The sequence below is a fragment of the Pseudomonas sp. BE134 genome, assembly GCF_031456105.1.
Lineage (GTDB): Bacteria > Pseudomonadota > Gammaproteobacteria > Pseudomonadales > Pseudomonadaceae > Aquipseudomonas.
This window is the reverse complement of the sequence record NZ_JAVDUA010000040.1, coordinates 1-24,068: the sequence shown is the minus strand read 5'-3', so window position 1 is coordinate 24,068 and position 24,068 is coordinate 1. Positions and strand designations below refer to the sequence as shown.

Here is a 24,068-nt window from a genome sequence, read left to right as displayed (position 1 = left end):
ACAAAAAAGCCGCGTATCAAACGCGGCTTTTTCTTTGGCTGTGTATTACACGTTGAAACGGAAGTGCATCACGTCGCCGTCTTTTACGATGTAGTCCTTGCCTTCCAGACGCCATTTGCCAGCTTCTTTGGTGCCGGCTTCGCCCTTGTACTGGATGAAGTCGTCATACGCGATCACTTCGGCGCGGATGAAGCCTTTTTCGAAGTCGGTGTGGATCACGCCAGCGGCTTGAGGTGCGGTGGCACCGACGCGGACGGTCCAGGCGCGGACTTCTTCGACACCGGCGGTGAAGTAGGTCTGCAGGTGCAGCATCTCGTAGCCAGCGCGGATCACGCGGTTCAGGCCAGGCTCTTCGAGGCCCAGGGCTTCGAGGAACATGTCTTTCTCTTCGCCGTCTTCCAGTTCGGCGATTTCGGCTTCGATCTTGTTGCAGACCGGAACCACCATGGCGCCTTCTTCTTCGGCGATGGCCTTGACGATGTCCAGCAGCGGGTTGTTCTCGAAACCGTCTTCAGCGACGTTGGCGATGTACATGACCGGCTTGGTGGTCAGCAGGTGGAAGCCACGAATCACGGCCTTGTCGTCGGCGCCCATGTTCTTCATCAGCGTGCGCGCTGGCTTGCCGAGGGTGAAGTGAGCGATCAACTGCTCCAGCAGACCTTTCTGGACCACCGCGTCCTTGTCGCCACCCTTGGCGTTGCGAGCGACTTTCTGCAGTTGCTTCTCGCAGCTGTCGAGGTCGGCGAAGATCAGTTCCAGGTCGATGATCTCGATGTCGCGTTTCGGGTCGACGCTGTTGGAGACGTGAATCACGTTCTCGTCTTCGAAGCAGCGGACCACGTGGGCGATGGCATCGGTTTCACGAATGTTGGCGAGGAACTTGTTGCCCAGGCCTTCACCTTTCGAAGCGCCGGCAACGAGGCCCGCGATGTCGACGAATTCCATGGTGGTCGGCAGGATGCGCTTTGGATTGACGATGGCCGCCAGGGCATCCAGGCGTGGATCCGGCATCGGCACGATACCGGTGTTCGGCTCGATGGTGCAGAAGGGGAAGTTCTCGGCCGCGATCCCGGATTTGGTCAGGGCGTTGAACAGGGTGGACTTGCCGACGTTAGGCAGGCCGACGATGCCGCAATTGAATCCCATGGTGTTTCCCCTCGGAGTAGAGTCAGGCCTTCTGGCTGTGCAGGTTTTTCATCGCGCGGTTCCATTCACCGGCGAGGATATCCGGCAGCACGCCGAGGGCAAAGTCGATGCTGGCATCGAGTTTTTCCTGTTCGGCGCGTGGCGCACGACCCAGGACGAAATTTGAAACCATACTGGCAACGCCCGGGTGGCCAATGCCAAGCCGCAAGCGGTGAAAGGTATTCTGATTGCCCAGTTGCGCAATGATGTCGCGCAACCCGTTGTGACCGCCATGGCCGCCGCCCTGCTTGAGCTTGGCAACGCCCGGAGGCAAATCGAGTTCGTCGTGCGCCACGAGGATTTCTTCAGGCTTGATGCGAAAGAAACCCGCCAGAGCCGCTACGGCCTGGCCGCTACGGTTCATGTACGTGGTGGGAATCAGCAGACGAACATCCTGACCCTGATGCGAATAGCGCCCGGTCAGGCCAAAATATTTGCGATCGGCGACAAGGTTGACCCCTTGTGCGTGCGCGATGCGCTCAACAAAAAGGGCCCCTGCGTTATGCCGGGTCTGTTCGTATTCAGCGCCTGGATTTCCCAGGCCAACGATCAGTTTGATGGCAGTCACGATAGGGGCCCTTCCTTGGAGTGGTGGATAACATCGCCGCAATCAGTGTGTGCGGCGAAAGTGGACGAAAATTGCTCATTTACCATTATGTAAACTCCGCGTTCCCGCCCGCTTTCTCGCTACGTTCCAGTCCGCGATGTTTCCGGTCACTCCGGCGTACAGAGTAAAAATTACTCTGCAGCGCCTTCTGCAGCTTCTGGAGCAACACGTGGAGCGTGAACGTTGGCAACAGCCAGGTCGTTACCGTGAGCCAGAGCAACAAATTCAACGCCTTTAGGGGCGGTGATGTCGGACAGGTGAATGATCGAGCCGACTTCGGCGTTAGCCAGGTCAACTTCGATGAATTCAGGCAGGTCTTTTGGCAGGCAAGTCACTTCGATTTCAGCAACAACGTGCGAGATCTCGCCGCCTTTCTTCACTGGAGCAGCTTCGTTGATGAAGTGCACAGGAACGATAGCGGTCAGCTTCTGGCCGGCAACTACGCGTACGAAGTCAGCGTGCAGCACGTGGCCTTTGGCCGGGTGACGTTGCAGAGCCTTGATGATTACGTTTTGCTTGGTGCCACCAACGTTCAGCTCGATGATGTGGCTGTAAGCCGCTTCGTTTTCGAGCAGTTTGGCAACTTCTTTAGCCAGCATGCTGATGGATTCAGGGGCTTTTTCGCCACCGTAAACTACAGCTGGTACCAGGCTTGCGAGACGACGCAGGCGGCGGCTCGCACCTTTCCCCAGGTCGGAACGCACTTCAGCATTCAGGGTAAAATCGTTCATGTTGTATCTCCAAAATAACCACATTCGCCCCAGCGTTTGCGACCAGCGCTAAAGGCGATATGGGCAAAAAAGCCCCGCCCCGACAGGAATGCCGGGGCGGGGCGCTTTTCGTCAACGTGATGAGTGAGAAGGGCAGGGCCCTTAACGGAACATCGCGCTGATCGATTCTTCATTGCTGATGCGGCGGACCGCCTCGGCAACTACCGGCGCGATATCCAATTGACGGATACGCGAGCAGGCTTGAGCAGCAGCGGACAACGGGATGGTGTTAGTCACCACCAGTTCGTCCAGCATGGAATTTTCGATGTTTTCGATCGCCCGACCGGACAGCACAGGGTGTGTGCAGTAGGCGAAAACCTTGGCAGCGCCATGCTCTTTCAAGGCCTTTGCCGCGTGGCACAGAGTGCCGGCGGTATCGACCATGTCATCGACCAGAATACAGGTACGCCCTTCGACATCACCGATGATATGCATCACTTCAGAGTGATTGGCTTTCTCACGGCGTTTGTCGATGATCCCGAGATCCACGCCCAGGGATTTGGCAACAGCCCGTGCACGCACGACGCCACCAATGTCCGGGGACACGATCATCAGGTTTTCGAAGCGCTGATCTTCAATGTCATCCACCAATACCGGGGAGCCGTAGATGTTATCTACCGGAATATCGAAGAAACCCTGGATTTGGTCAGCATGCAGATCAACCGTGAGAACACGGTCGATGCCGACTACGGTAAGCATGTCAGCAACGACTTTCGCGCTGATAGCCACACGTGCGGAACGCGGACGGCGATCCTGACGGGCATAACCAAAGTAAGGAATAACAGCAGTGATACGAGTAGCCGAGGAGCGGCGGAAGGCGTCAGCCATCACTACCAGTTCCATCAGGTTATCGTTGGTCGGAGCGCAAGTCGGCTGAATAATGAAGACATCTTTACCGCGGACGTTTTCATTGATCTCGGCTGTAATTTCGCCGTCGGAAAACTTGCCGACAGAGATGTCACCGAGAGGGATATGCAGCTGACGTACGACACGTCGAGCCAGATCGGGGTTGGCGTTCCCCGTAAAGACCATCATCTTGGACACGCGCAGTACCTGAAGGCTGAGGGTAACCTGGATGAGTATAGGAAAATGGCAGGGGCGGCTGGATTCGAACCAACGCATGGCAGGATCAAAACCTGCTGCCTTACCGCTTGGCGACGCCCCTGTATCTGTTGCAACGATTACCCAGTAATCGATTCCTTTAGAGCAGACCTTGCAGCTTGCGATGCAACATCGAAATGTTGCTTCCCTTTGCTGCAAACCCTGTAAGGGTCTCTGTAAGAAGGGCCGAGACTTTATCAGCTTCAGCTTTGCTTGGGAAGCCCCCAAACACACAACTTCCAGTTCCGGTGAGTTTTGCTTCGGTAAATTTACCTAGCAAATTCAAAGCGTTACGTACCTCTGGATAACGCCTTGTTACCACCGGCAAGCAGTCATTACGACTGTTTCCCTTGGGAACGGGGCGCACTTTAATGGGAGGAGAGTTACGTGTCAACAGCGGATCTGAAAAAATTTCTGCTGTACTTACAGATACTTGCGGGACCAGCACGACATACCACGGTTCTTCGGGGTCTACAGGGGTCAGTTTCTCCCCTACGCCTTCGGCAAAAGCGGCGTGGCCGCGCACGAAAACCGGGACGTCAGCGCCCAGTCCCAGGCCCAGCGCAGCCAGTCGATCCTCGTCCCAGCCCAATTGCCAGAGATGGTTCAGGCCCAGCAATGTCGTCGCGGCATTGGAGCTGCCACCGCCAATTCCACCGCCCATGGGCAGGATTTTCTCGATCCAGATATCCATGCCGAGCGCACAACCGGATTGCTCCTGCAGTTGTTTCGCGGCCTTGACGATCAAATTGCTGTCGTGGGGAACGCCATTGAATTCGGTATGTAGCCGGATCACGCCGTCGTCACGAACGGCGAAGGTTATTTCATCGCCGTAATCGAGGAACTGAAAAATCGTCTGCAACTCGTGATAGCCGTCTTCACGGCGACCGAGGATGTGCAGCATCAGATTGAGTTTGGCCGGGGAGGGCAGCGTCAAGCGCGGAGTCGTCATGTTCACGACCCCAGCTTGCGTGGTTGCCATTCCTTGATCACCAGCGTGACATCAAGGTCGGTACCGTGCAGCTTGATCTTTTCGGGCAGCCAGAAACCGTTTTGTTGCGTGTAAGAGGTGTATTCGACCTGCCAGCCATCCTGTTCGAGGTTTGCCAGGCGGCTGTCGGTATCCAGCGTCAATTTGCTTTTGCTGTCGGGCGCCGGGAGCCCGCGGACCCACCAGGCCAGATTCGACACCGGTAATTTCCAGCCCATTTGTTCTTCCAGCAGAACTTCCGGGTTCGGTGCGTCATACCGGCCCTGATTGGCAACTTCCAGCGAGACCTTGCCAGGTCGGCCGGTCAGGCGTGCGGCGCCGCGACCCAACGGGCCGGACAGGCGGATGTCGTAGTAATCCTGGCGCTGCAGCCAGAACAAAGTGCCGCTGCCGGAGTCTTTGGGTGCGCGGATGCCGATCTTGCCGTTGATCTGCCAGCCGTCGAGGCTGGTCAGTGTCTGCTTGTGTTCGCGCCATTGGGCCGTGTTGCCGTGACCTTCGACTGACTCGCGGGCACCGAAGCCTGCGCAACCGGTGAGCAGGGCGATAAAGCTGAAAACGATAATGTGGCGCAAAAACATAATCTTAAAGAGTCTCTGATCCGGTCAGGCGCTTGATGGTGCCGCGCAGGGTAGGGCTGTCGGGTTGTTCCTTGAGGAATTTGCCCCAGATTTGCTTGGCTTCCCGCTGTTTGCCATTGGCCCACAGGACTTCCCCCAGGTGGGCAGCGACTTCCTGATCGGGGAAACGATCCAGCGCCTGGCGCAGGTAACGCTCGGCTTCATCGAGATTGCCCATGCGATAGTTCACCCAGCCGAGGCTGTCGAGCACTGCCGGGTCTTCCGGATTGATCTGGTGCGCCTGTTCGATCAGGGCCTTGGCTTCGGCGTAGCGTGTGGTGCGATCAGACAGGGTGTAGCCGAGTGCATTCAATGCCATCGCATTATCCGGGTCGCGCTTGATGATCAGGCGCAGGTCTTTTTCCATCTGCGCCAGGTCATTGCGTTTTTCCGCCTGCATGGCGCGGGTGTACAGCAGGTTCAGATCGTCCGGGTACTGTTGCAAGGCTTTCTGCAAGACAGCCCAGGCCTTGTCCCCCTGTTTATTGGCGGACAGGGTTTCGGCTTCGATCAAATACAACTGAATGGCGTAATCCGGCTGCTCATCGCGCTCGGCCGCCAGGCGGCGTTGCGCTTCGGCGGTCTTGCCGTTGTCCATCAGGATATCGGCCTGACGCAATTGTGCTGGCAGGTATTCGTTACCCGGCCCGACTTTGCCGTACTCGACCAGCGCGCCTTGAGGGTCGTTGAGTTCTTCTGCGATACGGCCGAGATTCAGGTGGGCCGAATCAACGTGGGCGTCGCGGGCGATCAGGTCTTCAAGCAAACCCTTGGCCTGGCTCCAGTCCTTGTCTTCCAGACAGACCAATGCCAGGGAGTAACGCAGTTCGTCATCTTCCGGGTACTGCTGAACCAGGCTTGCAAACTCGGCTTTGGCGTCGTCCATGCGGTCCTGTTCAACCAGCATGCGCGCGTAAGTCAGGCGCAGGCGCTTGTCGTCCGGGTATTTCTTGATGCTTTTTTGCAGCAGCGGCAAGGCTTCGTCACCACGGTTGAGCACTTGCAGCAGGCGCGCGCGCAGCAGAATCGGGGCGATTTCGCCTTCGTCCGGTGGATTGTTTTCCAGCAGGGTCAGTGCGCCTTGGGCATCGCCATCCTGTTGCATCAGCAGGGCTTTGCCGAAGATCAACTGGCTGTTTTTCGGGTGACGCTGCAACAGGCTGTCGAAACTTTTCATCAGGCCGTTGCGCGTGCCCTGGTCAGTGTCGGCTGCGGCCAGGGCAAGAAAGTCGAAGTGCGTGTCGCCTTTGCCCAGCAGGACTTTCTCCATATAGACCATGGAGTCGTCGTAACGACCGGCGCGGGCCAGTTGCACGGCGGCCGCACGCTGTGCCTCAAGGTCGTTCGGGGCGTTTTTTGCCCAGATCAGTGCGGTGTCCAGGGCGGCCTGATCGGCGCCCAAGTATTCAGCAATGCGAAACGCTCGCTCGGAGATGCCCGGATCCTGTGTGTTGATGGCCTGGGTGACGTAGTTGTCCAAAGCAAGGTCGTATCGATTGCGCTGGCCAGCCAGTTCGGCGCTCAACAGGCTGAAGACAGTTTCTTCACTGAATGAGCTGTAAACCTTGGGCTTTTCAGGGGCCTGGCTGCTGTCTTCAACCGGCGGAGTACCCTCCGACGACACGGGAGCCATGGCCTGGCAGCCGCTTAGGAAGACAAAAGCGAGGAGCAACGCGGAAGATCTATTCATATGGGAAAAGGACGACTAACCTGCGGTCGGATCATCATGACACAAGCCTTCGGCCAAACATAACCGAGTCTCAATCGTTGCCTTTATAGAGGCGAGACATTGGGACAATAGTCAGCGGTAGTTGTTCTGTCTGTGGCGAAGTAGGACAATTGCCGGCTTCACGTCACCATCAGCGACCTTGAATGGCCTTCCTTGCACTCGGTATCAACCACAAGACTGCGTCAGTAGACGTCCGCGAGCGCGTGGCCTTTACCCCTGAGCAGCTGGTGGAGGCCTTGCAGCAGCTCTGCCGACTCACCGACAGCCGCGAAGCTGCGATCCTCTCCACCTGCAATCGCAGTGAACTCTATATAGAACAGGATCACCTTTCGGCTGACATTGTGCTGCGCTGGCTGGCCGACTATCACCATTTGAGCCTCGAAGAGCTGCGTGCGAGCAGTTATGTGCACGAAGATGATGCGGCAGTTCGTCACATGATGCGGGTCGCCTCCGGGCTCGATTCGCTGGTGTTGGGCGAGCCGCAGATTCTCGGTCAGATGAAATCGGCCTACGCCGTCGCGCGCGAGGCCGGCACCATCGGTCCATTGCTCGGGCGGTTGTTTCAGGCCACGTTCAACGCGGCCAAGCAGGTGCGTACCGATACCGCCATCGGCGAGAACCCGGTGTCCGTGGCGTTTGCTGCGGTCAGCCTGGCCAAACAGATTTTCAGTGACCTGCAACGCAGTCAGGCCTTGTTGATCGGTGCCGGCGAAACCATCACCCTGGTCGCTCGCCATCTGCACGAGCTGGGCGTAAAACGCATTGTCGTCGCCAACCGCACCCTGGAACGCGCGAGCATTCTGGCCGAGCAGTTCGGCGCCCACGCCGTCCTGCTCTCGGACATCCCGGCCGAACTGGTGCGCAGCGATATCGTTATCAGTTCCACCGCCAGCCAGTTGCCGATTCTTGGCAAGGGTGCGGTGGAAAGCGCCCTGAAGCTGCGCAAGCACAAACCGATCTTCATGGTGGACATCGCCGTCCCGCGCGATATCGAGCCGGAAGTCGGCGAGCTGGACGACGTTTACCTGTATAGCGTCGACGATCTCCACGAAGTGGTCGCCGAGAACCTCAAGAGCCGTCAGGGCGCCGCCCAGGCGGCAGAAGAAATGGTCTCGGTCGGCGCCGAAGATTTCATGGTCCGCCTGCGCGAACTGGCGGCAGTGGATGTGCTCAAGGCTTATCGTCAACAAAGCGAGCGCCTGCGCGACGAAGAATTACAAAAGGCCCAGCGCATGCTGGCCAACGGTAGCAGCGCCGAGGACGTGCTGGTGCAGTTGGCGCGTGGCTTGACCAACAAACTGTTGCACGCACCGAGTGTGCAATTGAAAAAGCTCTCAGCCGAAGGCCGCCTCGATGCGCTGGCCATGGCCCAGGAACTCTTTGCCCTGAATGAGGGCTCATCGGATAGCTTTTCGGATAAAAAACCGCAATGAAAGCGTCACTGCTCAATAAGCTGGACATCCTCCAGGACCGTTTCGAGGAATTGACCGCCTTGCTTGGCGATGGCGAAGTCATTTCCGATCAGGCCAAATTCCGCACCTATTCCAAGGAATACGCGGAAGTCGAGCCGATTGTCGGCACTTATCAACAGCTGCTCAAAGTGCAGAGTGACCTTGAAGGCGCCCAGGCATTGCTCAAGGACAGCGACCCGGACATGCGCGAAATGGCCGTGGAAGAAGTCCGCGAAGCCAAAGAGCAGTTGATCGAACTCGAAGCCAGCCTGCAACGCATGCTGCTGCCAAAAGATCCGAACGACGGCCGTAACGTGTTCCTCGAAATCCGTGCCGGCACTGGCGGTGACGAGGCGGCAATCTTCTCCGGCGACCTGTTCCGCATGTATTCGCGTTATGCCGAGCGACGGGGCTGGCGAGTGGAAATTCTCTCGGAGAACGAAGGCGAACACGGTGGCTATAAAGAAGTCATCGCCCGGGTCGAAGGCGACAACGTTTACGGCAAGCTGAAATTCGAATCCGGCGCACACCGTGTGCAACGGGTTCCGGCCACTGAATCCCAGGGCCGCATCCATACCTCGGCCTGCACCGTGGCGGTGTTGCCCGAGCCGGACGAGCAGGAAGCGATCGAGATCAGCCCGGCGGATTTGCGGGTCGATACCTATCGCTCCTCGGGTGCCGGTGGTCAGCACGTCAACAAGACCGACTCGGCGATCCGCATCACGCACTTGCCGTCCGGTATTGTCGTGGAGTGCCAGGAAGAACGTTCCCAGCACAAAAACCGCGCCCGGGCGATGTCCTGGCTGTCGGCCAAACTGAATGATCAGCAAACCAGCGCCGCAGCGAATGCCATCGCCAGCGAGCGTAAATTGCTGGTCGGTTCCGGTGATCGCTCCGAGCGGATCCGTACCTACAACTTTGCCCAGGGTCGGGTTACCGACCACCGGGTCAACCTGACGCTGTATTCGCTCGACGAAATTCTCGCGGGTGGGGTCGATGCGGTGATCGAGCCATTGCTGGCCGAGTACCAGGCCGATCAATTGGCGGCGATAGGTGAATAAATGACGATCATTGCCAGCTTGTTGCGTGCCGCCGATTTGCCCGATTCGCCCACCGCGCGTCTGGATGCCGAGTTGTTGCTGGCTGCCGCATTGGGCAAGCCCCGCAGTTTTTTGCACACCTGGCCGGAGCGCATTGTGCCCAGTGAAGCGGCGCTGACCTTTGCCAGTTACTTGCAGCGTCGGCGTGGCGGCGAGCCAGTGGCTTACATTCTGGGGCAGCAAGGGTTTTGGAAGCTGGACCTTGAAGTGGCTCCGCATACGCTGATCCCGCGCCCGGACACTGAACTGTTGGTGGAAGCCGCGCTTGAGTTGTTGCCGGTCACACCTGCCAAGGTCCTCGACCTGGGCACCGGCAGTGGCGCCATCGCCCTGGCCCTGGCCAGCGAGCGCCCGGCCTGGAAGGTCACGGCGGTGGATCGCGTGCTTGAAGCCGTGGCGCTGGCCGACCGTAATCGTCAGCGCCTGCACCTCAATAACGTCACGGTGCTGAGCAGTCATTGGTTCAGCGCCTTGGCAGGTCAGCGTTTTCAATTGATTATCAGCAACCCGCCTTACATCCCGTCCTCCGATCCGCATCTGGTGGAAGGCGACGTGCGCTTCGAGCCGGCCAGTGCGCTGGTGGCCGGTGTGGACGGGCTCGACGATCTGCGTTTGATCGTCGCCCAGGCGCCGGATCACCTCGAAGCCGGTGGCTGGCTGATGCTCGAACACGGCTACGATCAAGCCGATGCGGTACGCGATTTGCTGCTGACCCATGGCTTTGAAGACGTCCATAGCCGTATCGATCTGGGTGGTCACGAACGAATCAGCCTGGGGCGCCTGCCGTGCTGAATGATCAGGAATTGTTGCGCTACAGTCGGCAGATTCTGTTGCAACACGTCGACATCGACGGCCAGTTGCGCTTGAAAGAAAGCCGCGTGTTGATCGTCGGCCTCGGTGGTCTCGGCTCACCGGTTGCGCTTTACCTGGCCGCGGCTGGGGTGGGTGAACTTCACCTCGCCGACTTCGACACGGTTGACCTGACCAACCTGCAACGCCAGATCGTTCACGACACCGATAGCGTCGGCCTGAGCAAGGTTGATTCGGCAATTCGTCGTTTGACCGCCATCAATCCCGAGATCCAGTTGATCGCCCATCGTACCGCGCTGGACGAAGACTCCCTGGCAGCGGCGGTTGCCGCTGTGGATCTGGTGCTGGACTGCTCCGACAACTTCTCCACCCGCGAAGCAGTCAATGCTGCCTGTGTCGCCGCCCGCAAACCACTGGTCAGTGGCGCGGCGATTCGCCTCGAAGGGCAACTGTCAGTGTTCGACCCGCGCCGCCCGGAGAGCCCGTGTTACCACTGTTTATACGGGCATGGCAGTGAAGCCGAACTGACGTGTAGCGAGGCCGGTGTCGTCGGGCCGTTGGTGGGGTTGGTGGGGAGTCTGCAAGCACTGGAAGCCATGAAACTGCTGGTCGGTTTCGGCGAGCCACTGGTGGGGCGTTTGTTGTTGATTGATGCGCTGGGTTCGCGCTTTCGCGAATTGCGGGTCAAGCGTGATCCGGGCTGTAGTGTCTGCGGTTCGACACATGCGTGAAGCGCCGATTGGCGTGTTCGACTCCGGCGTCGGTGGGCTCTCGGTGCTGGCCGAGATCCAGCGTTTGCTGCCCAACGAATCACTGCTGTACGTCGCCGATTGCGGGAATGTTCCCTACGGCGAGAAAACCCCGGAATTCATTCGCCAGCGCTGCAGCGTCATGGCCGGGTTTTTCCAGCAACAGGGGGCGAAGGCCTTGGTGCTGGCGTGCAATACCGCGACCGTCGCGGGCGTTGCCGACTTGCGGCGTGATTATCCCCAGTGGCCCATCGTCGGCATGGAGCCCGCGGTCAAACCCGCCGCCGCCGCGACCCGTAGCGGAGTGGTGGGTGTACTCGCCACCACGGGTACCCTACAGAGTGCCAAATTCGCAGCTTTGCTCGACCGATTCGCCACCGATGTGCGCGTCATCACTCAGCCATGTCCCGGCCTGGTCGAGCTGATTGAAAACGGCGATTTGCACAGCCCCGCGCTGCGCCAGTTGCTGGCCAGGTATGTCGAACCGCTGCTCGGTGCCGGATGCGACACCCTGATTCTTGGGTGTACGCATTATCCCTTCCTGAAGCCTTTGCTTAAGCAGATGATCCCCGATGACATCAGTCTGATCGACACGGGGGCTGCTGTTGCAAGGCAACTTCAGCGTCTGTTGGCCGAGCGTGAACTGCTCGCCGACGGGCCTGTTCGTGCCGCCCAATTCTGGACCAGTGCCGATCCGGTTCATTTCAGAAATATCTTGCCGATACTGTGGAATACGTCCGGTGTTGTGAGAAGCTTCGAGAGGTAAGAAATGAGTTGGGGGCGAAAGAGCAATTGGTATGAACTTTTGATCAAACGTCGACTTCTATAGCGTTAAGCAACAAAAACCATACTAAATCGTTCGGAAAAGGATGTTTCTTGTGAAGCGACTATTCTGCTTGGCCGCGATTGCGGCCGCTTTAATGGGGCACAGTTTCACCGCTCAGGCTGCAGGCGTGGAGTTCGGAATTGGCCAGACCCCCGACTCAACCATGACCTATCGCCTGGGTATGCAATTCGATTGGGACAAGAGCTGGTGGCAAAGCGACGTGGGACGTCTGACGGGTTTCTGGAGCGGTGCCTACACCTATTGGGACGGTGACAGTACTTCCAGCAACAACAGCCTGTCGTTCTCTCCGGTGTTTGTTTACGAGTTTGCCGGTCAGTCGGTCAAACCCTATATCGAGGCGGGTATTGGGGTGGCTTTTTTCTCCCATACCGAACTTGAAAACAACGATATCGGCCAGTCCTTCCAGTTCGAAGACCGTCTCGGTTTTGGTGCGCGTTTTGCCGGCGGTCATGAAGTCGGGATTCGTGCGACGCACTATTCCAATGGCGGTATGGCCAAACACAACGATGGCGTAGAAAGTTACGCGCTGCACTACACCATGCCGTTGTAAACATGCTCAATGTGGGAGCGAGCCTGCTCGCGATAGCGGTGTATCAGTCGCATGTGTATTGACTGACAGGCCGCTATCGCGAGCAGGCTCGCTCCCACATTAGTTCTGCACCTGTTTGATTTTCAGCGATACGCCGTGCTGATCCCCTGGCGCTCTTCAATGCACTCCGGTGCGCCCATCTCGAATTCCCGGCAGATCAGCGGACGCTTTTCGTAGATCGTGCACATCATGCTGTTGCGATCCAGCGCGGCGCACCAGCCGTCGTCCAGACGCAGCATGACTTCGCCGCCCCAATCATCGGTATCGATAAAGCGTTCGGGCACGCCCGTGTCGGTGATCAGCATCACTTCGAGCTGACAGCAACAAGCCGCGCAGGTCGAGCACGTGACGGCCGGCTCCGCGATTTGCGTGTGGGGAATGGTTTTCATGGCGCGCAGTGTAAGGCAGTGGGCCGGTGCTGTGTGAAAGGCCTGACGGACGCTCAGTGGTGTGTGTCTGAGGCGTACCGTTGGGCCGCAAGTAACGGGCGGGAAACAGCTGCCGATGGGGGCGATGTTTAGAGCAGATCCCGGATCGGCGGACTACTGCGCACCATGCGTTTGCCAATGGCCAGTTGCACGGCATTGGGCATTTTCGCCAACGGCCACAGCGCCGCCATGAACAGGCCCGCAAAGGCGATCTCCAATGGCCGGCTCTTGAGTTTGGCGAAGAGCTGCCGGGCCACTTTACCTACCGGCCAACTGAGCGGTATCGGGAAGTCATTCTTGGCCGTCAGCGGTGTCTGGCCAAACCCGGGGCTGATCATGGTGACTTCGATGCATTCCGGTGCCAGGTCCATGCGCAGCGATTCGAACAGGTAACGCAGCCCGACTTTCGACGGGCCATAGGCTTCAGCGCGCGGCAGCGGCAAATACGTCACGGGACTGGCGATGCCCACCATGTGTGGTGCGATGCCTTTGCGCAGCAGGGGGATCGCGGCCTCGATGCAATAGGCGCTGGCGAGCAAATTAGTGCGCACCACGTGCTCGACAATCGACGAATCAAATTGCTGAACGTCGACATACTCGCAGGTGCCGGCGTTGAGAATCACGGTGTCCAGCGAACCCCAGTCTTGCGCAATTTGTTCACCGATTTCACGCACCCGCTGGCTGTTGGTCAAGTCTCCAGGCAGGACCAACACTTGTCCTGGATAGCGCTGCGACAAGACTCTCAGCACAGCTGCCGAGCGTGAACTGACAGCCACGTGAGCGCCGGTTTTCAGTATTTCTTCGGCCAGTGCGGCGCCAATGCCGCTACCTGCGCCGGTCAACCAGTAGCGCCGTGGGGGAGGAAAACTCATCCCATTCTCCTTTTCAGCCAGGCAATCGCCCGACCCAATATGGGTATATGTTCGTCACTCAGAGCCCCGGATCGAAGTCATCCCGGTGGCGATAAATCTTTTCGTGCTGGCAGGTTTTTGAACGCGGCCAGCGCCCGTTGTCGGGACGTGCTCAGATTGACGATCGGCGACGGATAGTCCGCCACGCCGAACAGGCCACCGAGGTTGGCCGGGTTGTGCACGTCTTTTTTGTTGAGCCCGGCCAGTTCTGGCAGCCAGTGCTTGATGAACACACCTTGAGCGTCGAATTTCTCCGACTGGCTCAGCGGGTTGAAAATCCGGAACCAGGGCGCCGCATCGGTTCCGGTGGACGAGCTCCACTGCCAGCCACCGTTGTTCGCCGCCAGATCGCCGTCGATCAAATGGCGCATGAAAAAGCGCTCGCCTTCTCGCCAGTCGATCAACAGGTTCTTGGTCAGGAACATCGCCACGACCATGCGCAGCCGGTTGTGCATCCAGCCGGTTTCAAGCAGTTGGCGCATCGCCGCATCGATGATCGGCAGGCCGGTGCGGGCTTCTTGCCACGCCCGCAGTTCTTGCGGTGCATCGCGCCAAGCCAGCGCCTCGGTTTCCGGGCGGAAGGCACGATGGCGGGAGACCCGCGGGTAGCCCACCAGAATATGTTTGTAGAACTCGCGCCACAGCAGTTCGTTGATCCAGGTGACAGCGCCCACATTGCCGCTTTCGAACTCGCCCTGATTGCTTTGCAGGGCAGCGTGCAAACACTGGCGGGGAGAGATCACCCCGGCGGCAAGATAGGCCGAGAGCTGGCTGGTGCCGGGTTTGGCCGGGAAGTCGCGCTCGTCTTTGTAGTAGTCGATCTGGGCGTCGGCGAAGGTATCGAGACGGCGTCGGGCTTCGGTCTCGCCGGCGGGCCAGAGCTTGCGCAAGCTGTCGCTGGGCGTGGCGAAACCTTCAACGCTTGATGGAAGGGTGTCGCTACTGATCGCCAATGGCGCCTGGACACCGGGGGCGCAGACCCGCTCTGGCGTTGACCTGTGCAGGCGCTCGTAACAGACCTTGCGAAACTGACTGAAGACCTGGAAGTAAGTGCCGGTCCTGGTCAGCACGGTGCCCGGTTTGAATAGCAGTTGATCGAGGTAGCTACAGAAGTCGATGCCATTGGCCTTCAGCGCTTGGGCCACCGCCGCATCACGACGGCTTTCGTGAATGCCGTACTCCTCGTTGACGTGGACGGCGTCGATCTTCAACTGCTGACACAGGTCGAGCAGTACTGTCGGCGCTTCGTCCCAACGTGATGCCTTGCGGATCAACAAGGGGATGTTCAGTTCGCCCAACGCGCGGCTCAACTCGCTCAGGTTGCGCAGCCAGAAATCCACTTTGCACGGTGCATCATCGTGTTCCATCCACTGCTCCGGGCTCAGCAGATACACCGCCACCGCCTGGCCGCGCGCTGCGCCAGCCGAGAGGGCGGTGTTGTCGTTCAGGCGCAAATCGCTGCGCAGCCAGATCAATTGCATGGTGGTGTCCGGACGATTCATTAAATTAGCCCGCGCAGGACAAGTTCCTGATGCGCCGATAACGGATCTTCGGCGAAGGACAAATCATCAATCCCGGCAGTTCTTGCGGACAACTCTGCGTGGTGGATACGTACCGTGGGGCCGGCAATCATTTTTGGGCAACTGACTCCATTCAACAGTCTTGGCAGCTGCGAAAGGTTTATGGCTTTGCTGGAATACAGCAGCACGCCGCGGGCTTGCAGGTGATCAACCGCCAGCGCGAGTTCGCCAGCGGGCAAGGGCCAGTCGAACACCTCTACCGGGCAATCGACGCTGCTGAACAGCCAGGCGGTGAGCCACAGGTGAGGTTCAAGTGGCACATCCGAGTGATTGATCAACAGCAGTGGCGCGGCGCGTAACTGGCGGTTGTTATGGTAGATGCGTGCGCCGAATTTGCTGCGTAACCAGGAATAAAAGAACGCCCGCTCCATCTGCGCACCAAACTGGCCCTGCCAACGCTGTTCCAGTTCCGCCAGCAACGGCAGCAACAGGTGTTCGCACAAGGTTCGCGGTGGATACAGCGCCATGGCCTGATTGACGGTGTCATCGAGAATGCGTTCGTTCAGGTGTGACACCGCTTGCAGCAACGTCTGGCGCAGCACTTGCCAATCGTTTTCGACGGGCTCGGTAAACGCTTGCGGTGTGTCCAGCAGTTGCTTGACCTGACTGACGGCCACGCCACGGTTGAGCCAGGTAAGGATCGTCAGGATGCGTTGAACGTGCTCGGGTGAGAACAGTCGATGGCCCTTGGGTGTGCGTTGCGGAACGATCAGGCCATAGCGCCGTTCCCAGGCGCGCAGCGTCACGGCGTTGACGCCAGTCTGGCGCGCCACTTCACGGATGGGTAGCCAGCCTTCGACGAGGGCCTTTTCAAAATCATCGCCGAGGTCTTCGCAGGCGCTGGTGTCGATTTCGGTTTTCATTAAATCGCGTTTCGCAGACTGAGATTTTCCGGATGCGGTTGCAGGTAAACCTGTTGCGCGATGTAAGTATCCGGGTGTTGGCGAAAGTGGTGCTTGAGTAGGGTCAAGGGCACCACCAATGGCACGACGCCTTGGCGGTATTGGCCGATGACGTGCTGCACTTCCTGTTTGTCTTCAGCGCTGATGACTTGCTTGAGGTAGCCACTGATGTGTTGCAGGACGTTGGTGTGGGTGCGCCGTGTGGCGCACTTTTTCAATGCCGCCATCAATTCACTGAAGTAGCGCGGACCCAGCTCGTCGGGGGTGGTCTGGCTCATGTTGCCCAGCAATTTCCCAAGGGTTTTGTATTGCACCGGGTTGTGCGCCATCAACAGGTATTTGTAGCGTGAGTGGAATTCGGTGAGGGCACGACGGGTCAGGCCTTTTTGCAGCAATTGCTGCCAGGCGCTGTAAGCGAACACGCGGGTGAGGAAGTTTTCCCGCAGCACCGGGTCGTTAAGGCGGCCGTCTTCTTCTACCGGCAAGTCCGGGTGCAGTGCACAGAAAGCCTGGGCATAAACGCCTCGGCCACCGCCCTCCACTGGCGCGCCGTTGACGTGATAGACCTTGACCCGTTCCAGGCCGCAGGACGGTGATTTCTGCATGAAGATGTAACCGCAGATATCGCTCAACTGACTGGCCATTGTCTGGCCGTACTCGGTGAGCGGCCGGGTGACATTCAGCTCGGCGTGAACGCTGCCCAACGCTTCAGGATGTTGCGGGTCGCCCACCAGGCGGATTGGCTCACGGGGGATGCCGAGTCCGATGGCGACTTCCGGGCATACCGCGATGAAATCGAAATACTCAGTGAGGGTGTGACTGCACAGGCGTGATGCCTTGTGTCCGCCGTTGTAGCGAACTTCGGCCCCCATCAAGCAGGCGCTGATGGCGATTTTCGGTTTCGCGGGGGCGTGGGTCATCAGAACACCTCGAATCTAAATTTGTACAGAGTGGTGATTCTGTACAGCATGGCTTCATCATAGATTCAAAGGTGTACAAGTCAAACTTTCTGTATAAGTTTTTTGGTGGTCACTGATCGTTCCCACGCTCTGCGTGGGAATGTAGCCCATGACGCTCTGCGTCACTGGACGCGGAGCGTCCCTTTAGGCGTTACCACGCAGAGCGTGGGAACGATCAGTTACTGACGTATTAATGTTGGATAAGCCGTCGCCATCGTCGGAACGCCGCCCGGAGCAGACTCGCACAGGTCTAGTATTTTTCGCGGTTTTGCGGAGCGGCTGCTGTCCAGTTCGACAGCAGCAATTGATGCGGGATGATGCGGTTTACTGCATATGTTCATGCAAGCGGCGAGCAGCTTCCTGACCGCTCAGCCAGGCGCCTTCGACACGCCCGGACAGGCACCAGTCGCCGCACACATACAGCCCCAGGTCGGCATCGGCGAGCGCGCCCCATTCATGGCTGTTGGCGGGGCGGGCATAGAGCCAGCGATGGGCGAGACTGAAAGTCGGGGCGGGCATGGAGTCATGCAACAGTTCGGCGAATGCACCGTGCAGTTGCTCGATCACGGCTTCCTTGGACAGATCGATATGTTGCCGGCTCCAGGCGCTGGTCGCGTGCAATACCCAAGTGTCCAGAGTGTTGTCGCGCCCTGGTTTGCTGCGGTTGCGGGCCAGCCAGTCAAGGGGGCTGTCTTGCACGAAGCAGCCTTCCATCGGTGTTTCCAGCGGTGTTTCGAAGGCCAGGGCTACGGCCCAGGTCGGGTCCATCTTTACCCCGGCAGCGACCCCGGCCAGCTTCGATGCAGCCGCCAGCAGCGCGGTGGCTTGAGGCGCGGGTGTAGCGATCACCACATGACTGAACGGACCGTGGGTGAAGCCTTCGGCGTCCTGCAAATGCCAGTGTTCTTCGCCGCGATAGACCTCGGTGATCCGGCAAGCGAACTGTACTTCCAGGTCGCCGAGCAGGCCGCGGGTAATGGCGCTCATGTGTGGCGTGCCGACCCAGCGTGTCTGTTCGTCCGGCGACAGGCTGAGTTGGCCGCCGTGGTAGGTGTAGAGCTGTGGTGTCCACTCGGCGGCCCAGCCGTTGGTTTGCCAACGCTGGGCTTCGGTGACGAAGCGGCGGTCGCGGGCCGTGAAATATTGCGCGCCCAAGTCCAGAGCTCCCGCATCGCTGCGCTTGCTCGACATGCGTCCGCCACTGCCGCGGCTTTTATCGAAAAGCTGGACGACATGCCCTGTGTCAGTCAGGGCTTGAGCGGCTGAAAGCCCGGCGATGCCGGTGCCGATGATTGCGATAGGTACAGTCATAGGGGCCTCGTTTACCTTTCTGTACAGACTACGCCGTGGGTCAAACCTGTACAATATTGTTTTTTGGTATAACTTTTAGCGTTCTCGATCTGACAGCTTGGCCTATTGTTAAACTCAGACACTGCCCGATACCAAAGATCCCTGCTTATAAAAATAGACTAGTGATCAGGGTTAAACGCCACGCGAGGAAGAAGTCATGCACATATTGCTGACAGGCGGTACTGGTTTGATAGGACGTCAACTCTGCCGGCAATGGTTGAGTCAGGGGCATCGTCTGACTGTCTGGAGTCGTAAGCCTGAAAAAGTCGCGAGTATCTGCGGCACGCAAGTGCGTGGGATTGCCCGGTTGGAGGACCTTGATCAGACGCCGCTGGACGCCATTATCAATCTGGCTGGCGCACCGATTGCCGATCGCCTCTGGACTCACAAGCGCAAAGCATTGCTCTGGAGCAGCCGCATCACCCTGACGGAAACGTTGCTGGCCTGGCTCGAAAAACACGAGCAAAAGCCTTCGTTGTTGATTTCAGGTTCCGCAGCGGGCTGGTATGGCGATGGGGGGGAGCGTGAGTTGACCGAAGCTTCACCCCCCGTCATCGATGATTTCGCCAGCCAATTGTGCATCGCCTGGGAAGAAACCGCTCAGCGTGCCGAGGCCTTGGGCGTTCGGGTTGTGCTCGTTCGTACCGGGTTGGTACTGTCGGCCGAGGGCGGCTTTTTGTCGCGGCTGTTGCTGCCGTTCAAACTGGGGCTGGGAGGCCCGATCAGCAATGGTCGGCAGTGGATGCCGTGGATTCATATCAACGACCAAATCGCTCTGATTGATTTTCTTCTGCATCAGAAAGACGCCAGCGGTCCTTATAATGCGTGCGCTCCCAATCCGGTGCGCAATCGCGAGTTTGCCAAGACGCTGGGCAGCGTGCTGCATCGCCCGGCGTTCATGCCAATGCCGGCCCTGGCTTTGAAAGTGGGGTTGGGCGAGTTGTCATTGTTGTTGCTGGGTGGCCAGAAGGCTCTGCCGGTTCGCTTGCTGGAGGCGGGTTTCACTTTCCAGTTCACTGATTTGCGCGCGGCCCTGGACGATCTGTCCAGCCGCCTCTGATATAGGACGTTGCATGACCGATCACGCATTGCTTCTGGTTAACCTGGGTTCACCTGCTTCCACGTCGGTGGCGGATGTACGCAGCTACCTCAATCAATTTCTGATGGACCCATATGTGATCGACTTGCCATGGCCGGTGCGCCGCTTGCTGGTGTCGCTGATACTGATCAAACGTCCGGAGCAGTCGGCCCACGCCTACGCGTCGATCTGGTGGGAGGAGGGTTCGCCCCTGGTGGTGCTCAGCCGTCGTCTGCAGCAGGCCATGACGACGCAGTGGACTCACGGTCCGGTTGAGTTGGCGATGCGCTACGGCGAGCCGTCGATCGAATCGAAACTGGTGCAGCTGGCCGCCCAGGGGCATAAAAGAGTCACCCTTGCGCCGCTTTATCCACAGTTCGCCGACAGCACAACCACGACAGTGATCGAAGAAGCCAAGCGTGTGCTGCGCGAGAAAGGACTCGATATCCAGCTGTCGATTCTCCAGCCGTTTTACGATCAGCCGGAATACCTCGATGCGCTGGTGGCCACAGCCAAGCCCTATCTGCAGCAGGATTACGATCACTTGCTGCTGAGTTTCCACGGTTTGCCGGAGCGGCACCTGAAGAAACTTAATCCCGGTCACCGTTTCGAAGGCGGTGGAGACTGTTGTGCCGGTGCTCCGCCGGAAGTGGTCGCGACCTGCTATCGCGGCCAGTGCCTGCGTACGGCGGCGGAGTTTGCCAAGCGCATGGGCCTACCGGACGGCAAATGGTCGGTGTCATTCCAGTCGCGTCTGGGCCGGGCCAAGTGGATCGAACCCTACACCGAAGCGCGCCTCGATGAATTGGCCAAAAGCGGAGTGAAGAAAATTCTGGTGATGTGCCCGGCGTTCGTGGCCGATTGCATCGAGACGCTGGAAGAGATTGGTGATCGTGGGCTGGAGCAGTTCCGCGAAGCGGGAGGGGAGGAGTTGGTGCTGGTGCCGTGCCTCAACGATGACCCGCAGTGGGCGCGGGCGTTGAGTGCGCTGTGTGAAAGAGCACCGTTGGCCCTTTGATGATCGTTCCCACGCAGAGCGTGGGAACGATCAAGAATGCAAATATCTCCGCTGTTACAGAAGTGGCTCATCCGCCTTCTTGTGCTTCCAGCTGTCATTGCCCGGCAGCAACAGGTTTAGCGCAATCGCCACCACCGCGCACAGCGCGATGCCTTTGAGGCCGAAGTCATCCTGGCCGGTCCCGGTGCCGACCAACATGCCGCCAATCCCGAACACCAGGGTCACCGACACAATCACCAGGTTGCGCGCTTCGCCCAAATCGATCTTGTGGCGAATCAGCGTGTTCATGCCCACCGCTGCAATCGAGCCGAACAACAGGCACAGAATCCCGCCCATTACTGGCACCGGAATGCTTTGCAGCAGCGCCCCGAACTTGCCGATGAACGCCAGGCTGATGGCGAAGATCGCCGCCCAGGTCATGATTTTCGGGTTGTAGTTCTTAGTCAGCATCACCGCGCCCGTCACCTCGGCGTAGGTGGTGTTGGGTGGGCCACCAAACAGGCCCGCTGCGGTGGTGGCGATGCCATCGCCGAGCAGCGTGCGGTGCAGGCCAGGTTTCTTCAGGTAATCACGACCCGTCACGCTACCGACGGCAATCACGCCGCCGATGTGTTCGATGGCCGGGGCCAACGCTACCGGAACGATGAACAGAATCGCCTGCCAGTTGAACTCCGGTGCAGTGAAGTTTGGAATCGCAAACCACGGAGCGGCTGCAATCTTTGCGGTATCAACCACGCCGAAGTAGAAGGCCATGGCAAAACCGACCAATACGCCGGAGATGATCGGCACCAGGCGGAAAATGCCTTTGCCGAACACCGCAACGATCAGGGTGGTCAGCAACGCTGGCATGGAGATGAGCATTGCCGTCTGGTAAGGAATCAGCTCAGTGCCATCGCCGGCCTTGCCCATTGCCATGTTGGCGGCAATCGGCGCCATGGCCAGGCCGATGGAAATGATCACCGGACCAATCACCACCGGTGGCAGCAGACGGTCGATGAAGCCGGTGCCTTTGATCTTCACGGCCAGGCCGAGGAAGGTGTAGACGAAACCTGCCGCCATCACGCCGCCCATGGTTGCTGCAAGGCCGAACTGGCCCTTGGCAAGGATGATCGGAGTGATAAAGGCAAAACTCGACGCCAGGAACACCGGCACCTGACGTCCAGTGACGATCTGAAACAAGATCGTCCCCAAGCCTGCGGTAAACAGCGCCACGTTCGGGTCGAGACCGGTAATCAGCGGCATCAACACCAGCGCGCCGAAGGCCACGAACAGCATCTGTGCACCCGACAGTACCGTGCGCCAGAGCGGATCGTTGAACTCTTGCTGCATGCTCAAGCGTCCTTCTGCTTGGTGCCGAAGATCTTGTCACCCGCATCACCCAGGCCCGGGATGATGTAACCGTGTTCGTTCAGCTTTTCATCAATGGAGGCGGTGTAGATGATCACGTCCGGGTGAGCCTTCTCCACAGCGGCGATGCCTTCGGGCGCGGCTACCAGCACCATGGCGCGGATCTCGCGGCAACCGGCCTTCTTCAGCAAGTCGATGGTGGCAACCATGGAGTTGCCGGTGGCGAGCATCGGGTCGATGATCATCGCCAGGCGCTCGTCGATTTCCGGGACCAGTTTTTCCAGGTAGGTATGGGCTTGCAGGGTCTCTTCGTTGCGGGCCACGCCCACGGCGCTGACTTTGGCGCCCGGGATCAGGCTCAGCACGCCTTCGAGCATGCCGATACCGGCGCGCAGAATCGGTACTACAGTAATCTTCTTGCCGGCGATTTTCTCGACCGACACTGTGCCGCACCAGCCTTCGATATCGTAGGTTTCCAGCGGCAGGTCTTTAGTGGCTTCATAGGTCAGCAGGGCGCCGACTTCCTGAGCGAGCTCACGGAAATTCTTGGTGCTGATGTCTGCACGGCGCATAAGGCCGAGTTTATGACGGATCAGCGGGTGGCGGATCTCGAGGATGGGCATGGGAAAGGCTCCGGCGGCGGGCAAAAAAACCGGCCTAGGTTAATCTATCCGAGGGTGTTGTCCTATAGACATACAGTACGTTAGTCCACAAACGCTTGATCTGGCTTCGCTTGATGCGTACCTTTGCCCGCTTTTCCCAAACCGTCCCTCCCTTTACCCCCTCCCTGGAGAGCGCCATGTCCGCTGATCTCGAGCATATCCGTCAAATCATGCGAGAGGCTGACTGCCTGTACACCGAAGCTGAAGTCGAGGCGGCCATCGCCCGCGTCGGTGCGCAAATCAACGATCAACTGGCGGACTCCAACCCGGTGGTATTTTGTGTGATGAACGGCGGCCTTATTTTCTCGGGCAAGCTGTTGACGCATCTGCACTTCCCGCTGGAAGCGTCCTACCTGCATGCCACCCGTTATCGCAACGAAACCAGCGGCGGCGACCTGTTCTGGAAAGCCAAGCCGGAAGTGTCGTTCATCGACCGTGACGTGCTGATCATCGACGATATCCTCGACGAAGGTCACACTCTGGGTGCAATCATCGATTTCTGCAAACACGCTGGCGCGCGCAAAGTGCACACCGCCGTGCTGATCGACAAGGACCACGACCGCAAGGCTCGTCCGGACCTGAAAGCCGATTTCGTCGGCCTGCCGTGCATCGACCGTTACATCTTTGGTTACGGCATGGACTACAAAGGCTACTGGCGCAACGCTAACGGGATCTACGCAGTTAAAGGAATGTAATCCATGGCTACGCCACGCTTTCTGGATCAACCGCTGTTCACTGAATTGGCCGGGAAAGCTGAGGCTAATCCTCGTGGACGGCAGCATCACAACTTTCATCAGATGGAAGACGCTTGCCATCGCATGGCGGTGGGTTTGCAGCCAAACACCTATATCCCGCCCCACCGGCACTTGGGCGATAACAAGGACGAAACCTTGTTGGTCCTGAAAGGGCGCCTTGGCTTGCTGATCTTCGACGAGGCCGGCGCGGTGGTGAAAAAGCAAGTCCTGCAGGCCGGTGGCGATTGTGTTGGCGTGGACCTGCCCACTGGCGTTTTCCACGGATTGGTGGTGCTGGAAGCCGACAGCCTGATGTTTGAGTGCAAAGCCGGCCCTTACCGCCCTGTGGGTCAAGGCGAACTGGCGGATTGGGCGCCTCGTGAAGGTGAGCCTGGTGTCGCCGAGTATCATGCGTGGATGCGCGCGCAATTCGATTGATCCTGCCCACTGTGGGAGCGAGCAGGCTCGCTCCCACATCTATGGTTACCCCCTTTTCTGCAATACTGTTTTTGATGCCGTGTTTGGCTTGCTTTCATCTATCCGGCGTCTG

Annotated in this window: 25 protein-coding genes, 1 tRNA gene and 1 pseudogene; 10 read left to right on the top strand and 17 right to left on the bottom strand. The window is 58.7% G+C overall.

Features of this window, described 5'->3' with window-relative positions:
- Positions 1–45: 45 nt before the first annotated feature.
- The 8 genes from ychF to J2Y56_RS25995 form a co-directional block, all read right to left on the bottom strand.
- Entirely contained in the window at positions 46–1,146 is a 1,101-nt protein-coding gene (gene ychF / locus J2Y56_RS26030; RefSeq protein WP_007942650.1) for a redox-regulated ATPase YchF, read from the bottom strand.
- A 22-nt stretch (positions 1,147–1,168) separates the two neighbouring features.
- Complete coding sequence (gene pth, locus J2Y56_RS26025) at positions 1,169–1,753, bottom strand: aminoacyl-tRNA hydrolase (RefSeq protein ID WP_007905795.1); 585 nt, start codon at positions 1,751–1,753, stop codon at positions 1,169–1,171.
- Positions 1,754–1,923: 170 nt separating this feature from the next.
- Positions 1,924–2,523 (bottom strand): 50S ribosomal protein L25/general stress protein Ctc, encoded by a 600-nt coding sequence (locus J2Y56_RS26020; protein ID WP_007942651.1) that lies wholly within the window; start codon positions 2,521–2,523, stop codon positions 1,924–1,926.
- A gap of 141 nt (positions 2,524–2,664) precedes the next feature.
- Positions 2,665–3,606 (bottom strand): ribose-phosphate pyrophosphokinase, encoded by a 942-nt coding sequence (locus tag J2Y56_RS26015; protein ID WP_003208392.1) that lies wholly within the window; start codon positions 3,604–3,606, stop codon positions 2,665–2,667.
- A gap of 46 nt (positions 3,607–3,652) precedes the next feature.
- Positions 3,653–3,727: transfer RNA gene (locus J2Y56_RS26010), tRNA-Gln, on the bottom strand.
- A gap of 36 nt (positions 3,728–3,763) precedes the next feature.
- Positions 3,764–4,615 carry a 4-(cytidine 5'-diphospho)-2-C-methyl-D-erythritol kinase gene (gene ispE / locus J2Y56_RS26005; protein ID WP_310353578.1) on the bottom strand — a complete coding sequence of 284 codons (852 nt, stop codon included), beginning with the start codon at positions 4,613–4,615 and terminating at the stop codon, positions 3,764–3,766.
- A 2-nt stretch (positions 4,616–4,617) separates the two neighbouring features.
- On the bottom strand, positions 4,618–5,235 hold the full coding sequence (gene lolB, locus J2Y56_RS26000; protein WP_150781835.1) for a lipoprotein insertase outer membrane protein LolB: 618 nt from the start codon (positions 5,233–5,235) through the stop codon (positions 4,618–4,620).
- A gap of 4 nt (positions 5,236–5,239) precedes the next feature.
- Positions 5,240–6,964, bottom strand: coding sequence for a tetratricopeptide repeat protein (locus J2Y56_RS25995; protein WP_310353552.1), 1,725 nt, complete (start codon positions 6,962–6,964; stop codon positions 5,240–5,242).
- Between the two features lie 182 nt (positions 6,965–7,146).
- Between J2Y56_RS25995 and hemA the strand changes: the two genes are divergently transcribed.
- From hemA to J2Y56_RS25965, 6 genes are all read left to right on the top strand, one after another.
- Positions 7,147–8,436, top strand: a complete 1,290-nt coding sequence (gene hemA, locus J2Y56_RS25990) for a glutamyl-tRNA reductase (protein ID WP_150781833.1) — start codon at positions 7,147–7,149, stop codon at positions 8,434–8,436.
- Positions 8,433–9,515, top strand: a complete 1,083-nt coding sequence (gene prfA / locus J2Y56_RS25985) for a peptide chain release factor 1 (RefSeq protein WP_310353550.1) — start codon at positions 8,433–8,435, stop codon at positions 9,513–9,515. Before hemA ends, prfA begins: the two co-directional genes overlap by 4 nt.
- A complete protein-coding gene (gene prmC / locus J2Y56_RS25980; RefSeq protein WP_310353546.1) occupies positions 9,516–10,346 on the top strand; it encodes a peptide chain release factor N(5)-glutamine methyltransferase in 831 nt (276 codons plus the stop codon).
- On the top strand, positions 10,340–11,095 hold the full coding sequence (locus tag J2Y56_RS25975) for a molybdopterin-synthase adenylyltransferase MoeB (RefSeq protein ID WP_007942660.1): 756 nt from the start codon (positions 10,340–10,342) through the stop codon (positions 11,093–11,095). Before prmC ends, J2Y56_RS25975 begins: the two co-directional genes overlap by 7 nt.
- Entirely contained in the window at positions 11,088–11,879 is a 792-nt protein-coding gene (murI, locus tag J2Y56_RS25970) for a glutamate racemase (RefSeq protein WP_007942661.1), read from the top strand. The genes J2Y56_RS25975 and murI overlap by 8 nt, the downstream gene beginning before the upstream one ends.
- A 112-nt stretch (positions 11,880–11,991) precedes the next feature.
- A complete protein-coding gene (locus tag J2Y56_RS25965) occupies positions 11,992–12,510 on the top strand; it encodes an acyloxyacyl hydrolase (protein WP_033048657.1) in 519 nt (172 codons plus the stop codon).
- A 122-nt stretch (positions 12,511–12,632) separates the two neighbouring features.
- Here J2Y56_RS25965 and J2Y56_RS25960 read toward each other — a convergent pair whose 3' ends face one another.
- The 7 genes and pseudogenes from J2Y56_RS25960 to J2Y56_RS25930 all read right to left on the bottom strand — a co-directional run bounded on the left by J2Y56_RS25960 (position 12,633) and on the right by J2Y56_RS25930 (position 18,640).
- Positions 12,633–12,938, bottom strand: a complete 306-nt coding sequence (locus tag J2Y56_RS25960; protein WP_007942663.1) for a YkgJ family cysteine cluster protein — start codon at positions 12,936–12,938, stop codon at positions 12,633–12,635.
- Between the two features lie 128 nt (positions 12,939–13,066).
- Complete coding sequence (locus J2Y56_RS25955; protein WP_007942664.1) at positions 13,067–13,849, bottom strand: SDR family oxidoreductase; 783 nt, start codon at positions 13,847–13,849, stop codon at positions 13,067–13,069.
- Positions 13,846–13,949: pseudogene (locus J2Y56_RS25950) on the bottom strand (nuclear transport factor 2 family protein); the annotation flags it as partial. The gene J2Y56_RS25955 and the pseudogene J2Y56_RS25950, both read right to left, overlap by 4 nt.
- Positions 13,927–15,369 (bottom strand): deoxyribodipyrimidine photo-lyase, encoded by a 1,443-nt coding sequence (phrB, locus tag J2Y56_RS25945; RefSeq protein ID WP_310353543.1) that lies wholly within the window; start codon positions 15,367–15,369, stop codon positions 13,927–13,929. The pseudogene J2Y56_RS25950 and the gene phrB, both read right to left, overlap by 23 nt.
- A 20-nt stretch (positions 15,370–15,389) precedes the next feature.
- Positions 15,390–16,331, bottom strand: a complete 942-nt coding sequence (locus tag J2Y56_RS25940) for a MerR family transcriptional regulator (protein WP_310353540.1) — start codon at positions 16,329–16,331, stop codon at positions 15,390–15,392.
- The gene (locus tag J2Y56_RS25935) at positions 16,331–17,290 is read right to left on the bottom strand and encodes a DUF523 and DUF1722 domain-containing protein (RefSeq protein WP_007942668.1); all 960 of its coding nucleotides are present in this window, start codon (positions 17,288–17,290) and stop codon (positions 16,331–16,333) included. The genes J2Y56_RS25940 and J2Y56_RS25935 overlap by 1 nt, the downstream gene beginning before the upstream one ends.
- Before the next feature lie 363 nt (positions 17,291–17,653).
- Positions 17,654–18,640 (bottom strand): FAD-dependent oxidoreductase, encoded by a 987-nt coding sequence (locus J2Y56_RS25930; protein WP_310353538.1) that lies wholly within the window; start codon positions 18,638–18,640, stop codon positions 17,654–17,656.
- A 196-nt stretch (positions 18,641–18,836) separates the two neighbouring features.
- On the opposite strand from J2Y56_RS25930, the gene J2Y56_RS25925 reads away from it, so the two are divergent.
- A complete protein-coding gene (locus J2Y56_RS25925; RefSeq protein ID WP_310353536.1) occupies positions 18,837–19,739 on the top strand; it encodes a TIGR01777 family oxidoreductase in 903 nt (300 codons plus the stop codon).
- 13 nt (positions 19,740–19,752) lie between these two features.
- Entirely contained in the window at positions 19,753–20,775 is a 1,023-nt protein-coding gene (gene hemH / locus J2Y56_RS25920; protein ID WP_007942671.1) for a ferrochelatase, read from the top strand.
- Positions 20,776–20,829: 54 nt separating this feature from the next.
- Here hemH and J2Y56_RS25915 read toward each other — a convergent pair whose 3' ends face one another.
- The gene (locus J2Y56_RS25915; RefSeq protein WP_310336555.1) at positions 20,830–22,104 is read right to left on the bottom strand and encodes a uracil-xanthine permease family protein; all 1,275 of its coding nucleotides are present in this window, start codon (positions 22,102–22,104) and stop codon (positions 20,830–20,832) included.
- Between the two features lie 2 nt (positions 22,105–22,106).
- Complete coding sequence (gene upp, locus J2Y56_RS25910) at positions 22,107–22,745, bottom strand: uracil phosphoribosyltransferase (protein ID WP_007942673.1); 639 nt, start codon at positions 22,743–22,745, stop codon at positions 22,107–22,109.
- A 176-nt stretch (positions 22,746–22,921) separates the two neighbouring features.
- On the opposite strand from upp, the gene J2Y56_RS25905 reads away from it, so the two are divergent.
- On the top strand, positions 22,922–23,479 hold the full coding sequence (locus tag J2Y56_RS25905) for a hypoxanthine-guanine phosphoribosyltransferase (RefSeq protein ID WP_007942675.1): 558 nt from the start codon (positions 22,922–22,924) through the stop codon (positions 23,477–23,479).
- 3 nt (positions 23,480–23,482) lie between these two features.
- Positions 23,483–23,956, top strand: coding sequence for a WbuC family cupin fold metalloprotein (locus tag J2Y56_RS25900; protein ID WP_007942676.1), 474 nt, complete (start codon positions 23,483–23,485; stop codon positions 23,954–23,956).
- Positions 23,957–24,068: the final 112 nt, after the last annotated feature.

What these genes read in the sequence shown, in the direction of transcription:
- ychF (WP_007942650.1), bottom strand. Translation starts at nt 1,146, where the DNA reads ATGGGATTCAATTGCGGCATCGTCGGCCTGCCTAACGTCGGCAAGTCC.
- J2Y56_RS26020 (WP_007942651.1), bottom strand. Translation starts at nt 2,523, where the DNA reads ATGAACGATTTTACCCTGAATGCTGAAGTGCGTTCCGACCTGGGGAAA.
- ispE (WP_310353578.1), bottom strand. Translation starts at nt 4,615, where the DNA reads ATGACGACTCCGCGCTTGACGCTGCCCTCCCCGGCCAAACTCAATCTG.
- lolB (WP_150781835.1), bottom strand. Translation starts at nt 5,235, where the DNA reads ATGTTTTTGCGCCACATTATCGTTTTCAGCTTTATCGCCCTGCTCACC.
- J2Y56_RS25995 (WP_310353552.1), bottom strand. Translation starts at nt 6,964, where the DNA reads ATGAATAGATCTTCCGCGTTGCTCCTCGCTTTTGTCTTCCTAAGCGGC.
- hemA (WP_150781833.1), top strand. Translation starts at nt 7,147, where the DNA reads ATGGCCTTCCTTGCACTCGGTATCAACCACAAGACTGCGTCAGTAGAC.
- prfA (WP_310353550.1), top strand. Translation starts at nt 8,433, where the DNA reads ATGAAAGCGTCACTGCTCAATAAGCTGGACATCCTCCAGGACCGTTTC.
- prmC (WP_310353546.1), top strand. Translation starts at nt 9,516, where the DNA reads ATGACGATCATTGCCAGCTTGTTGCGTGCCGCCGATTTGCCCGATTCG.
- murI (WP_007942661.1), top strand. Translation starts at nt 11,088, where the DNA reads ATGCGTGAAGCGCCGATTGGCGTGTTCGACTCCGGCGTCGGTGGGCTC.
- J2Y56_RS25960 (WP_007942663.1), bottom strand. Translation starts at nt 12,938, where the DNA reads ATGAAAACCATTCCCCACACGCAAATCGCGGAGCCGGCCGTCACGTGC.
- J2Y56_RS25955 (WP_007942664.1), bottom strand. Translation starts at nt 13,849, where the DNA reads ATGAGTTTTCCTCCCCCACGGCGCTACTGGTTGACCGGCGCAGGTAGC.
- phrB (WP_310353543.1), bottom strand. Translation starts at nt 15,369, where the DNA reads ATGCAATTGATCTGGCTGCGCAGCGATTTGCGCCTGAACGACAACACC.
- J2Y56_RS25940 (WP_310353540.1), bottom strand. Translation starts at nt 16,331, where the DNA reads ATGAAAACCGAAATCGACACCAGCGCCTGCGAAGACCTCGGCGATGAT.
- J2Y56_RS25935 (WP_007942668.1), bottom strand. Translation starts at nt 17,290, where the DNA reads ATGACCCACGCCCCCGCGAAACCGAAAATCGCCATCAGCGCCTGCTTG.
- J2Y56_RS25930 (WP_310353538.1), bottom strand. Translation starts at nt 18,640, where the DNA reads ATGACTGTACCTATCGCAATCATCGGCACCGGCATCGCCGGGCTTTCA.
- J2Y56_RS25925 (WP_310353536.1), top strand. Translation starts at nt 18,837, where the DNA reads ATGCACATATTGCTGACAGGCGGTACTGGTTTGATAGGACGTCAACTC.
- hemH (WP_007942671.1), top strand. Translation starts at nt 19,753, where the DNA reads ATGACCGATCACGCATTGCTTCTGGTTAACCTGGGTTCACCTGCTTCC.
- J2Y56_RS25915 (WP_310336555.1), bottom strand. Translation starts at nt 22,104, where the DNA reads ATGCAGCAAGAGTTCAACGATCCGCTCTGGCGCACGGTACTGTCGGGT.
- upp (WP_007942673.1), bottom strand. Translation starts at nt 22,745, where the DNA reads ATGCCCATCCTCGAGATCCGCCACCCGCTGATCCGTCATAAACTCGGC.
- J2Y56_RS25905 (WP_007942675.1), top strand. Translation starts at nt 22,922, where the DNA reads ATGTCCGCTGATCTCGAGCATATCCGTCAAATCATGCGAGAGGCTGAC.
- J2Y56_RS25900 (WP_007942676.1), top strand. Translation starts at nt 23,483, where the DNA reads ATGGCTACGCCACGCTTTCTGGATCAACCGCTGTTCACTGAATTGGCC.